Source organism: Streptomyces sp. NPDC053079 (assembly GCF_044546695.1).
Classification (GTDB): domain Bacteria; phylum Actinomycetota; class Actinomycetes; order Streptomycetales; family Streptomycetaceae; genus Streptomyces.
This window is the reverse complement of the sequence record NZ_JBITZJ010000003.1, coordinates 529,344-542,353: the sequence shown is the minus strand read 5'-3', so window position 1 is coordinate 542,353 and position 13,010 is coordinate 529,344. Positions and strand designations below refer to the sequence as shown.

Annotated in this window: 3 protein-coding genes (1 of these 3 only partly in view); all 3 read left to right on the top strand. The window is 77.1% G+C overall.

Going from position 1 to position 13,010, the window contains the following annotated elements; translation table 11 throughout:
- Tightly spaced (each overlapping or abutting the next), the 3 genes in view from ACIGXW_RS14705 to ACIGXW_RS14695 form a layout consistent with a single transcriptional unit that may run on beyond the window.
- Nucleotides 1-3,104: the 3' portion of an amino acid adenylation domain-containing protein gene (locus ACIGXW_RS14705; RefSeq protein WP_399573267.1), read on the top strand. The gene continues 292 nt to the left of window position 1, outside the view; 3,104 of the gene's 3,396 nt are visible here — the last part of the coding sequence; its start codon lies off the left edge, out of view; the stop codon is at nt 3,102-3,104.
- Nucleotides 3,086-11,206 (top strand): amino acid adenylation domain-containing protein, encoded by an 8,121-nt coding sequence (locus ACIGXW_RS14700; RefSeq protein WP_399573265.1) that lies wholly within the window; start codon nt 3,086-3,088, stop codon nt 11,204-11,206. Before ACIGXW_RS14705 ends, ACIGXW_RS14700 begins: the two co-directional genes overlap by 19 nt.
- A complete protein-coding gene (locus tag ACIGXW_RS14695; protein ID WP_399573263.1) occupies nt 11,193-13,010 on the top strand; it encodes a condensation domain-containing protein in 1,818 nt (605 codons plus the stop codon). The genes ACIGXW_RS14700 and ACIGXW_RS14695 overlap by 14 nt, the downstream gene beginning before the upstream one ends.

The following is a 13,010-nucleotide window of genomic DNA, read 5'->3' as shown; positions in this document are numbered from 1 at the left end:
TGCACGGCCCGCTGCGGCCCGCCGCCCTGCGCGCCGCCCTCGGCCAGGTGGTACGGCGCCACGAGGTGCTGCGCACCCGGTACGCGCTCAGCCGCGGCCGCCCCCGCCCCGTCGTCGATCCCTTCCGCACACCGCCGCTGCCCCTCGCCGACCTCGGCGCGCTCCCGGAGTCCCACCGCGGCGACGCCCTCGCGGGCCTGGCGGCACGGGAGGCCCGCCGCCCCTTCGACCTGGCGACCGGGCCGGTGCTGCGCGCCCTGCTCGTACGGCTGGCCCCCGCCGAGCACCGGCTCCTGCTGACCCGGCACCACATCGCCAGCGACGGCTGGTCCCTGGACATCCTCCTGCGCGAACTGGGCGCCCTCTACCGGGCGCACACCGCCGGCACCCCCGACGGCCTCGGCGAACCGCCCCTGCGCTACGCCGACTTCGCCGCATGGCAGCGCGAGGAGGCCGCACGGCCCGCCCTCGCCGAACGCCTGGCCCGCCGGGTCCGGCAGCTCACCGGAGCCCCGCCGACGCTCGGCGTCCTCGCCCCGGCACCCGCCGAACCCTCCCATGCACCGGCCCGGGCCCTGCGCTCGGACCTGCCGGGCGACCTCGTCGCGGCGTTGCGGACCCTGGGCGGCGAGGCCCGCATCACCCTCTTCCCCCTCCTGCTCGCCGCCTTCGGCTCCGCCCTGGCCGACCTGTCCGACCAGCGCGACCTGGTCGTCGGCGTGCCCGTGGCCGGCCGGCCACGCACCGAACTGGAGCCGCTGATCGGCTGCTTCGCGAGCATCGTGCCCCTGCGCCTGACGACGGACGGCACCACCACCCTGACCGGGCTCGCCGACCGCGCCCAGCAGCACCTCCAGGACGCGCTGGACGGGCCGGACGTGCCCTTCGAACGGCTCGTGGAGGCGCTGCGGCCCCGGCGCACCCTCGCCGAGAACCCGCTGTTCTCCGTGTCGTTCGCCTTCCAGAACACCCCCCGCACCCACGTGGGGCTGCCGGGCCTGGACGCGACGGTGCCGCCCGCGCCCAGCGTGGCCCCGAAGTTCCCGCTGGCGCTGACCGCGACCGAAGGGGACCACGGCGTCGGCCTGGAACTGGAGTACGACCCGGCCCGGCTGACGGAGCCGGCGGCGCGGGAGCTCCTCACCCGGCTGCGGGAGGTCCTCGAGGGCTCCCTCGCCGCACCGGACGCCCCGGCCGAGGCCGTGCTGCGCCGGGCCGTCGAACGCCGCCTGCCGCCGGCCCCGGACACCGCACGCGAAGGGCGCGCGTGCCTGCACCGGCTGGTCGAGGAGGCGGCGGCCCGCCACCCCGACGCCGTCGCCGTGACCTGCCGGGGCGCCCAGCTGAGCTACCGGGAACTGAACGCGCGCGCCGACCGCCTCGCGGCCGTCCTGCGCTCCCACGGCGCCGGCCCCGAACAGCTGGTGGGCCTGTGCCTGCCGACCGGCCCGCAGTGGGTCGTCGGGGCCCTCGCCATCCTCAAATCCGGCGCCGCCTACCTGCCCTTCGACCCCGGCGACCCGCCCGAGCGCCGCGCCGCCGTCGCGGCCGACGCCGGACTCCCGCTCGTCGTCTCCGACACCGAACTGCCCCCGGCGCGGCGGATCGACGTCACGGCCGCCCCCGCGGCGGACGACCCCGTGAGCACCGGCCGAGAGGCCCGGCCGGGAAACCTCGCCTATGCCATCTACACCTCGGGCTCCACCGGAGGGCCCAAGGGCGTCCTCGTCACCCACGCCAACATCACCGGACTGCTCCAGGCGTGCCGCGACGCCCTGCCGGCCTCGGACACCCCCCGGACGTGGTCGACGACCCACTCCCCGGCGTTCGACTTCTCGGTCTGGGAGGTGTGGGGCGCGCTGACCAGCGGCGGCCGGCTCGTCATGGTCCCCCCGGACGTCGTCCGCGCCCCGGACGAGCTGTGGGACACCCTGCGCGACGAGCGCGTCGAGATCGCCGGCCAGACCCCCAGCGCCTTCCACCACCTCGTCCCCACCGCGGTGCGCGCCCCCGAATCCGCCCTGCGCCTGGTGGTCCTCGGCGGCGAGGCCTGCGACCCGGCCCGGCTGACCCCCTGGTGGGACGCCATGGGCGACGAACGGCCCGCCCTGGTCAACATGTACGGCATCACCGAGACCACGGTCCACGTCACCGCGCGCAAGCTCACGGCGGCCGACCGCACGGGAAGCCCCATCGGCACGCCCCTGCCGGGAGCGCGCGCGGCCGTGCTGGACTCCCGGGGCCGCCCGGCCGGACCCGGCGGGCAGGGCGAGCTGTTCATCGGCGGCGTCGGACTGGCCCGCGGCTACCTGGGACGGCCGGGCCTGACCGCGGACCGCTTCGTCCCCGACGACACCCCGGGCCGCACCGGCGCCCGCCGCTACCGCTCGGGCGACCTCGCCCGCGTGCTGCCGGGCGGCGAACTGGCCTACCTGGGCCGCTCGGACGCCCAGGTGAAGCTGCGCGGATACCGCGTGGAACCCGCCGAGACCGAGGCCGCCGCCCTCGCCCATCCCGCCGTACGGGCCTGCGTGGTCGTGCCGCGCGCCGACGGCGACCGGCGGTACCTGGTGGCGTACGCCGTCCTCGACGGCGCCTGCGACCCCGCCGGGCTCCGCGCCCACCTCGCCGAACGGCTGCCCCGGTACCTGGTCCCCGCCGCCGTCGTCCCCCTCGCCGAGATCCCGCTCACCCGCAACGGCAAGCTCGACGTGGCGGCCCTGCCCGACCCCGCCACCGCCCGCGGACCGCGCCCGGCGCCGCAGCTCCCGCGCACCGCCACCGAGCGCACCCTCGCCCGGCTCCTCGCCGCGCTGCTCAAGACGGACCCGGAGACCATCGGGGTGCACGACAACCTCTTCGACCTGGGCGGCGACTCGCTGATGGTCACCCAGTTCCACTCCCAGGTCGTCGAGGAGTTCGCCGTGGACCTGCCGGTGCGCCGGGTCTACCAGGCCCTCGACATCGCCGCGCTCGCCGCGACCGTGGAGGACTTCTGCCACCGCGCCGAACGGGACGCGATCCTCGCCGCGCTCGCCGAAGCCGAGTCGATGGAGCTCACGACGCCGCCGCAGGAAGGGGAGCCATGTCCTCGACCCGAGTGAACCCCACCGCCGGCATCGTGGGGATCGCGCGCCGCCACGCCGCGCTGACCCCGGACCGCCCCGCCTACGCGTTCCTGCCCGACGGCGAGACGGAGAGCGTCCGCTTCTCCTTCGCCGGCATCGACCTGCGCGCCCGCGCCGTGGCCGCCGCCCTCCAAGGCCGCGGCCTCGCCGGCGAACGCGTCCTCGTCGCCTACCCGTCGGGCCCGGAGTACGTGCAGTCGTTCCTGGGCTGCCTGTACGCGGGAGCGGTCGCCGTCCCCTGCGACGAGCCCCGCTCCGGACCCGGCGCCGAGCGGCTGGCCGGCATCCGCGCCGACGCCCGGCCCGCCCTGGCCCTCGCGGCCGACGCCGGCCCCGGCCTGGCCGGCCTGCCCACCCTCGACGCGGCGCACGTCCCCGACTCCGCCGCCGACGCGTGGACCGACCCCGCCACGGGCCCCGCCGACCTGGCCTTCCTGCAGTACACCTCCGGCTCCACCCGGCAGCCCCGCGGCGTCATGGTCGACCACGGCAACCTGCTCGCCAACGAGCGGTGCATCGCCGAGGCCTGCGGCCACGACCACGACTCCACCTTCGTGGGCTGGGTGCCGTTCTTCCACGACATGGGCCTGGTCGCCAACCTGCTGCAGCCCCTCTACCTCGGATCCCTGTCGGTCCTGATGCCGCCCATGGCCTTCCTCCAGCGCCCGGGCCGCTGGCTGCGCGCCGTCACCCGCTACCGCGCGCACACCAGCGGCGGCCCCAACTTCGCCTACGACCTGTGCGTGGAGCGGGTCGGCGCCGCCGAGCGCGCGGAGCTGGACCTGTCGGGCTGGCGGGTCGCCTACAACGGCGCCGAACCCGTCCGGGCCGACACCCTGCGGCGCTTCGCCGACAGCTTCGCCCCCCAGGGCTTCCGGGCCGGCACCCACTTCCCCAGCTACGGGCTGGCCGAGGCCACCCTCCTCGTCGCCACCGGCCCCAAGGACCGGCCCCCGCCCACGCTCACCGCCGACCCCGCCGCCCTGCGCGACGGCCACGTACGCCCCGCCCCCGACGACACCCCCGGCACGGAACTCGTCGGCAACGGCACCGCACGGCCCGGCACCGAGCTGCGCATCGTCGACCCCGCCACCGCCACACCGTGCCCCGACGGACGGGTCGGGGAGATCTGGGTGCGCGGCCCCGGCGTGGCACGCGGCTACTGGGACCGCCCGGCGGAGTCGCGACGGCTGCTCGCCGCCCGCCTGGACGACGGGGACGGCCCGTACCTGCGCACAGGCGACCTGGGCGCCCTGTACGACGGCGAGTTGTTCATCACCGGCCGCCACAAGGACCTCATCGTCGTCCGCGGCCAGAACCACTACCCGCACGACCTCGAACGCACCGCGGAGCGGGCCCACCCGGCCCTGCGCCCCACCTGCGCCGCCGCGTTCACCACGGCCCGGGACGGCGAGGAGGCGCTGGTCCTGTGCTGCGAGCTGACCTCCTACCGCGCCCCCGACCTGCCCGCGATCGCCGAGGCCGTCCGGGCGGCGCTCGCCACCCGGCACGGCATCGCCCTGCACACCCTCGTGGTGCTGCGCCGGGGCGGCATCCCCAAGACCACCAGCGGCAAGGTGCGGCGCCGGCACTGCCGGGCGGCCTACCTGGAGGGGACGCTGCGCGTGCACGGCGAGGTCCACCCGGCCGGCGGGCGCGCCGACGAGGGGGAAACGCTGCCGGTGACCGGCGACCCGGAGCGGCTCGCCACCGCGCTGCGCGACAGCGCCGCGGCCCGCGCCGGCCTGTCCGGTGAACCGCCCGGCCTGGACGAGCCGGTCGGCGCCCTCGGCCTCGACTCCCTGGCCGCCCTCCACCTGCACCACCGCATCCAGGCCGCCTACGGCGTCACCCTGCCCACCACCGCACTGCTCGGCGACCTGACCTACCGTCAACTCGCCCGGCTGACGCTCACCGCCCCCGCCGCGGGCGAGCGAGCCCGTCCCGCCCCGGCCGGGAGCGCCGACGAGTGGCTGCCGCTCACGCACGAGCAGCGCGCCCTGTGGTTCGAACAGGCCCTCGCCCCGCACGCGGCCGCCTACCACCTCGTCCGCGCCCTGACCCTGCACGGCCCCCTCGACGAGAAGACGCTGGCCCGGGCCGTCGACCGCGTCGTACGCCGCCACCCCGCACTGCGCACCCGCTTCGCCCTGCACGACGGCGAACCCGTATGCCGCACCGGACAGGACGGACCCGGGCTGGAGGTGCGCGACGCCACCGGCACGCCCGAGCAGGAATTCCGGGAGCTGCTGGCCGAGGCCGGCGACCGCCCCTTCGACCTGCTCACCGCGGGCCCGCCCATACGGCTGACGCTGTACCGGCGGGAGGGCCACCACGTGCTGCTGCTCGCCGCCCACCACCTCGTCGCCGACTTCTGGTCGCTCGTGGTGCTGCTGCGCGACCTCGCCCGCGCCCACACCGGAGCGGACCTGCCGCCGGACGCCCCCGGACAGGGCGAACTACTCGCCGCCCAGCGCGAGTTCGACGACACGGCGGCGGACCGGGCCTGGACGCACTGGTCGCAGGCGCTCGCCGACGCGCCGCCCGCCCTCGACCTGCCCACCGACTTCCCCCGGCCCGCCGTACGCGGTTTCGCCGGAGCCACCCACACCTTCCGGCTGCCCGCCGACCTCACCGCGCGGCTCACCGCGCTCGCCCGGGAGCAGCACAGCACCCTCTTCACCACCCTCCTCGCCGGCTACCAGGTGCTGCTCCACCGGCTCACCGGCCAGTCCGACCTCGTCGTGGGCTCCCTGCTCGCCCGGCGCGAGGCCGCCGAGGCGGCGGACGCGGTGGGCTATCTGGTGAACCCGCTGCCGCTGCGCTCCACCCGCGCGCCCGGCGAGTCCTTCGCGGCGCTGCTGCACCGCACCCGCCGGACCGTGCGGGAAGCCGTGGAACACGGCGGCTACCCCTTCGGGCCGCTGGTCTCCCGGCTCGCACCGGACCGCACTCCCGACCGGGCCCCGCTCGTCCAGAGCCTCTTCGTGCTCCAGCGCGAATACGGCGAACAGGCCGACGGCTTCCGCTCCCTCGCGCTGGGCGTCGCCGGCCGGCTGCGCCTGGGCCCCCTCGACCTCGCCGCGCTGCCGCTGCCGCGCCGGTGGTCCCAGCTCGACCTCTCCCTCAGCATGGCCGAGACCGCCGACGGGCTGACGGGGGTGTGGGAGTACCGCACCGACCTGTTCACCGAGGCCACCGTCGCCGCCCTGAGCCGGGCGCTGACCAGTGTGCTGCGGGCGGTGACCGAGGACCCGCACGTTCCCGTCGACGCCATCGGCCTGACGCCGGCCGGGGAGCCGGAGGAGGACGGGCACGCGCGCGGGCCCGTCGTGCCGCGGCCCGCGCTCTCCCTGCACGGCCTGGCCGCCGCCACGGCCCACCGGCACCCGGAGCGCACGGCGGTCGTCGCACCCACCCCGGACGGCGGAGCGCACCACCTCAGCCACGGCACCCTGCACCGGGCCGCCACCACCCTCGCCGCACGGCTGCACCGGCTCGGGGTCCGGCCCGAGCAACCCGTCGCCGTACTCGTCGAACGCGGGCCGTACCTCCCGCTCGCCTATCTCGGCGTCCTGCACGCCGGAGCCACCGTGCTGCCCCTGGACCCGCAGGACCCGCCCCGCAGACTGGCCGCCACGATCGCCTCCGCCGGCGCGGACCTCGTCCTGACCGACGCGCCGTCGGCCGGCAGCGCGAGCGGGCTCGGCGCGCGCGTGCTGCGGGTGCGCGACGGCATCGACGGCCCCGAACGCCTCTCGGCACAGGTCCACCCCGAGCAGGCCGCCTACCTGCTGTACACGTCCGGCTCGACGGGCACCCCCAAGGGTGTGCTCGTCCCGCACCGGGCCATCGTCAACCGCGTCCTGTGGATGCAGGAGACCTACGGACTGCGCCCCGGCGAACGGGTCCTGCACAAGACACCGGTGACCTTCGACGTCTCTCTGTGGGAGCTGCTGTGGCCGCTCGCCGCCGGCGGCACCTCGGTGCAGGCCCGCCCCGGCGCCCACCGCGACCCCGACCATCTGGTGCGGCTCATCGACCGCGAGGCCGTCTCCACCGTGCACTTCGTGCCGTCGGTGCTCACCCCCTTCCTCACCGAACTGGCCCGCGGCGCCACCCGGCTGCCCGGACTGCGCCGGGTGGTGTGCAGCGGCGAGGCGCTCCCCGCGCGGGAGGTGGCCCGCGCGGCCGGACTGCTGGACGCCGACCTGCACAACCTCTACGGGCCCACCGAGGCCGCCGTGGACGTCACCGCCTGGCACTGCCGCACCCACGGGCCGGGGCCGGTGCCGATCGGCCTGCCCATCGCCAACACCACCGCCGAGGTCCTGGACGACCGGCTGCGGCCCCTGCCCCGGCCGGTGCCCGGCGAGCTGTACCTGGGAGGCGTCTGCCTGGCCCGCGGCTACCACCGCGACCCGGCCCTGACCGCCTCCCGGTTCCTGCCCGCGGCCGGCGGCGGGCGCCGCTACCGCACCGGCGACCTCGTCCGCCGCCGGGCCGACGGGGCACTGGAGTTCCGCGGCCGCACCGACGACCAGGTCAAGATCGGCGGCGTCAGGGTCGAGCCCGGCGAGGTCACCGAGGCGCTGCGCGCGCTGCCCGGCGTCGCCGACGCCGCCGTCGCCCCGCACGACGGGCGCCTCGCGGCCTACGTGGTGACGCGGGAGACCGCCGACGGGCGGCGCCCGACGCCGGACTCGCTGCGCGACGCGCTGCGGGAGCGACTGCCCGCCCCCTTGGTGCCCGCCTCCCTCACGCCGGTGGAGCGGCTGCCGCTCACCCCCGCCGGCAAGCTCGACCGCCGTGCGCTGCCCCGGTCCGCGGCGCCGCCCCCGGCCGGCGGGCAGCCGCCCCGCACCGGCACCGAGCGCCTCCTGGCCCGAGTGTGGAGCGAGCGCCTGGGGCGCCACGAAATCGGCGTGGACCAGGACTTCTTCTCCCTGGGCGGCGACTCCGTCCAGGCGATCGGCGTGGTCGCGGCCTGCCGCGCCGCCGGTCTGCCCGTGACCGTCACCGACCTGCTCCGGCTGCCGACCGTGCGCGCCCTCGCCCGCCATCTGCGCGGCAGGGAGGGGGAGGAGGACACGGCGCGGGACGCGGTGACCGAGCCGTTCGCGCTGTGCCCGCAGGCCGCGGGGGTACCGGGGCTGGAGGACGCCTATCCGGTGTCGATGGCGCAGCGGGCGGTTCTCTTCCACCGTGACCACGACCCCGGCTACGAGGTCTACGTCACCTCCGTCGCCGTCTCGCTGCCGCTGGATCAGGCGGTGCTCGCCGACGCCGTGGACCGGGTGGCCGCCCGCCACCCCTACCTGCGCTCGTCGTTCGACCTCGTGACCTACCCCGAGCCCATGCAGCTCGTACGCTCCCGCCTGCGGCTGCCCCTCCAGGTACGGGAGATGCCGGATCCGCCGGGCTTCGACGCATGGCTGCGGGCCGAACGCGCGCGCCCCTTCGACGTCACCACCGGCCCCCTGGCGCGCTTCACCGCGCACGACGCGGGAGCCGCCTTCCGGCTCACCCTCAGCAGCTTCGCCCTCGACGGCTGGTGCGTGGCGATCGTGCTGACCGAACTCCTGCGGGACTACTGGTCGACGCTGCGCGGCGAACGGCCGCCGACCCCGGAGCCCGTCACCTCCTACCGCGAATTCGTCGCCCTGGAACGGGCCGCCGGGCGCGACCCGGCGCACCGCGCGTTCTGGCGGGCGGAGCTGGCCGGCGCCCGCCCGAGCCGACTGCCGCGCCGCCCCGTGCCGCCGCCCGGGCCGGAGGGCATCCGCCAGCACCGGCACGTGGTCCCGGTCGACAAGGCGGTGACCGAGGGCCTGACGGCGCTCGCGGCCGAACTCGGCGTGGGCCTCAAGCACGTGCTGCTCGGCGTCCACCTCCGCATCGTCCGGGCCCTGTCCGGCACCGCGGACGTCATCACCGGGCTCGAGACCAACGGCCGCCCGGAGCGGCACGACGGCGACCGCATGGTCGGGGTGTTCAACAACATCCTGCCGCTGCGGCAGCGCGTGGACGGCGGGACCTGGGCGGACCTGGCACGCGCCGCACACGCCGCCGAGGCGCGCACGGGGGAGTTCCGCCGCCATCCGCTCGCCCAGGCGCAGCGCGACCTCGGGGCGGCAGCGCTGTTCGACACCCTCTTCGTCTTCACCCACTTCCACCTCTACCGCGAACTGGCCGGCTTGGACGGCATGGTGGTCTCCGACCTGCGCGCCCCCGACCAGACGTACGTACCGCTCACCGCGCACTTCAACGTCGACGCCACGGGCGGCGGCGGGCTGCGGCTGCTGCTGGAGTCCGACCCCCGTGAATTCCCCGCCGCGCAGGTCGAGGAGACCGGCGCGTACTACCTCCGGGCCCTGCGCGCCGCCGCCACCGCGCCGCACCGGCCGTACCGCGACACCCCGCTGACGGACGACGCCGGCACACCAGCGGTCCCGGACGTCGCGGAAGCACCGGTGCACGCGCTGTTCGCGGCGTGCGCCCGGCGCGGCCCGGACCGGATCGCGGTCCGCGACGAGGACGGTCAGACCTGCTACGGGACCCTCGCCCGCCGCGCCGCCCGCCTCGCCGCGACGCTGCGGAACGCCGGCGCGGGCCCGGAGACCGTCGTCGGGCTGTGGGCGCGGCGCCGCAGCGACACGGTCGTGGCGCTGCTCGCGATCCTGCATGCCGGAGCCGCCTACCTCCCGCTCGACCCCTCCCATCCACCGGAGCGGCACCGCCGGGTGCTCGCGGAGTCCGGCGCGCGGCTGCTCGTCCTGCCCGCGGACCTGGGCACCCCCCTGCGGGAGTGCGGCCTGCCGGTCGTGGCCCCCGACGACCTGGGCGAGCCGGTCCCCGCCGTCCCGGCCCATCCCGAGAGCCTGGCCTCGGTGATGGCCACCTCCGGCTCCACCGGCACCCCCAAGGTCATCGGCGTCCCGCACCGCGCCCTCGCGAACTACCTGCGGTGGGCGGTCCGCTCCTACGGCATCGGCGAGGACACGGAATCCCCCGTGCACTCCTCACTGGGCTTCGATCTGACGGTCACCGCGCTGCTGGCACCGCTGGTCGCCGGCGGGCGGGTGCAGCTGATCCCCTCCGACGCCCCCGGTGCGCTCGGCGAGGCGCTGGCCGGCGGCCACCACACCCTGCTCAAGATCACCCCCGCGCACCTCGCCGCGGTCGGCCACCAGCTGACGCGGCCGACGCACCTGCGCACCGTCGTGGTGGGCGGCGAACCCCTCCACGCCGGCCACGTGCGCGCCCTGCGGGCCTTCGCGCCAGGCGCGACGCTCGTCAACGAGTACGGGCCGACCGAAACCACCGTCGGCTGCTGCGCCCACCGGGTCGACGGCGACCCCGGCGAGACGCCGGTCCCGGTCGGCAGGCCGATCGGCGGACTCGGCGCGTGCGTTGTCGAGGACGCGGTGCCGGCACCGCCCGGGGTGCTCGGCGAGCTGTACGTCGGCGGTGCCGGCGTCACCCGGGGGTACCTGGGCCGGCCGGCGGCCACCGCGGCCGCCTACGTGCCCGACCCGGCGGCCCCCGGCGCCCGCCGGTACCGCACCGGCGACCTCGCCCGCCGGCTGCCGGACGGCGACCTGCTCCTGGCGGGGCGCGCCGACCGGCAGGTGAAGATCCGCGGTCACCGCGTCGAACCGGGCGAGGTCGAGCAGGCGCTCACGGCGCACCACGGGGTGCGCGAGGCGGCCGTGGTGGCGCGCGCGGCGCCGGGAGGCGGGCGCCGGCTGGTGGCGTACTGGGTGCCCGCCGACGCCCATCACCCGCCTGCCGCCCGCGAGCTGACCGCGGCGCTGGCCGCCCGGCTGCCCGCGTACGCCGTCCCCGCCGAGCTGGTGCGGCTCGCGGACCTGCCCGTCACGGCGGGCGGCAAGGTCGATCACGCCCGGCTGCCGGAGCGGGCCCGGCCCGCCGCCGCGCGCGAGCGGCGGCTGGCCGAGCTGCTGGACCGGGTCGAGCAACTGTCCGACGCCGAGGCCGCCTCGGCCCTGCGGCACGGCACCGCACCCGACTCCGTCCCGGGGTGCGCACCAGGAGGTGACGATGTCCGAGCATGACGACCGGATCGGCAGGCTCTCGGAGGCCCAGCGCGCCCTGCTGGCCCACTGGGCCAGGGAAGACCTCGCCGAGGCCGAAGCCGGCGCCGGCGGCGATGAGTGGCCCGCGCCGCCGAGGCCCGCGTACCGCCCGCCGGGCACCGGGGCCGAGCGCGTCCTGGCCGCCGTGTGGCAGGAGGTGCTGGAGAGCGACCGGGTGGGCCTCGACGACGACTACTTCGCGCTGGGCGGCGACTCCATCCACGCCATCGTGATCGTCGCCAAGGCACGGCACGCCGGCCTCGCCGTCGAGGCCCAGGACCTCTTCGAGGCCCGCACCCTCGCCGACGTCGCCGCACGGTCCCTGCCGGTGGCCGGGCCCCCGGCCGCCGACGGCGGGCCCGCCGGCCCGGGCACCGAACACCGGCTGACCCCGATGCAGCAGGGCATGCTCTACCACTCCGCCGGCGGCAGCACCCCCGGCGCCTATGTGGTGCAGGTGTGCTGCCGGCTGACCGGAGAGCTGGACGAGAGCGCGTTCCGGGACGCCTGGCAGGCCGTGGTGAGCGCCAACCCCGCGCTGCGCACGGCCTTCCGCTGGGAGGACCGGCCCCTGCCCGTCCAGGTGGTGGACCCCGCCGCGCCCATCCCGGTGGAGAGCGCCGACTGGCGGGCGCGGACCCCGGCCGAACGGGACGAGGCCTTCGACCGCTTCCTCGACGCGGACCGGGAACGGGGCTTCGACCTCGGCCGCGCCCCGCTCGCCCGCCTCGCCCTCTTCCGCGAGGACGAGCACGCGTACCGCTGCGTATGGACCCACCACCACCTCGTCCTCGACGGCTGGTCGCAGCAGCTGGTCCTGCGCGACGTCCTCGGGTGCTACGCCCGGCTGCGCGCGGGCGGTGCCGCCGAGCCGCCCCGGCGGCCGCCCTTCTCCGCCTACCTGGACCGCCTGGAGGGGCGGCAGGGGGCCGACGAGGAGTACTGGCGGCGCGCGCTCGCCGGCGTACCCGGCCCCTCCCGCGTCGCGGGACCCGGCTGCCGGGACGGCCAGGTGCTCGCCGTGCGCCGCGCCGAGCGCGAACACCGCATCGCCGGGACGACCGGCGAGGCACTGACCGCCTTCTGCCGCCGGCACGGACTGACCCCGGCCGCCGTGCTGCACGGCGGCTGGGCCGCGCTGCTGGCCGCCCACTGCGCACAGGACGACGTGGTGTTCGGCACCACCCTCGCCGGGCGCCCCGCCGACCTGCCGGGGGTGACCGAATGCGTCGGCCTGTTCATCAACACCCTTCCCCTGCGCGTGCGCTGCGGGGCGACCGTGAGCACGCTGGAGTGGCTCCACGGGCTCCAGCGCGACCTGACCGAGCTACGGGCCCACGAACACGTACCGCTCAGCCGCGTCGAGCGGGGGCTGGGCCTGGGCTGGGGCGACGGACTGTTCGACAGCATCCTCGTCGTCGAGAACTTCCCCGCCTGGGTGGCCGACGGCCATCTGGCGGGCGGCCTGCGGGTGGAGCGGCCCACGGCACTCGTCGACGAGGGCTACCCCCTGGTCCTGGAGGCCACCGTGGGCAGCCGTCCGGCGCTGCGCGCCCGCTACGACCCGCACCGCGTCGACGGCCACCGCCTCCAGGCGCGGCTGGCCGCCTTCGACGACTACCTCCAGCTGGTGACCGGCGACCCCGGCCGCCCGCTGCCGGCCCTGCGCGCCGCACTGGCGCGCGGCCACGCACGACGGGACGACACGGCACGCGGACGCCGCCGCGCAGAGGACCGCACCCGCCTGGCCCTCGCCCGGCGCCGGGCGGCGACAGACGACTGA

What these genes read in the sequence shown, in the direction of transcription:
- ACIGXW_RS14700 (WP_399573265.1), top strand. Translation starts at nt 3,086, where the DNA reads ATGTCCTCGACCCGAGTGAACCCCACCGCCGGCATCGTGGGGATCGCG.
- ACIGXW_RS14695 (WP_399573263.1), top strand. Translation starts at nt 11,193, where the DNA reads ATGTCCGAGCATGACGACCGGATCGGCAGGCTCTCGGAGGCCCAGCGC.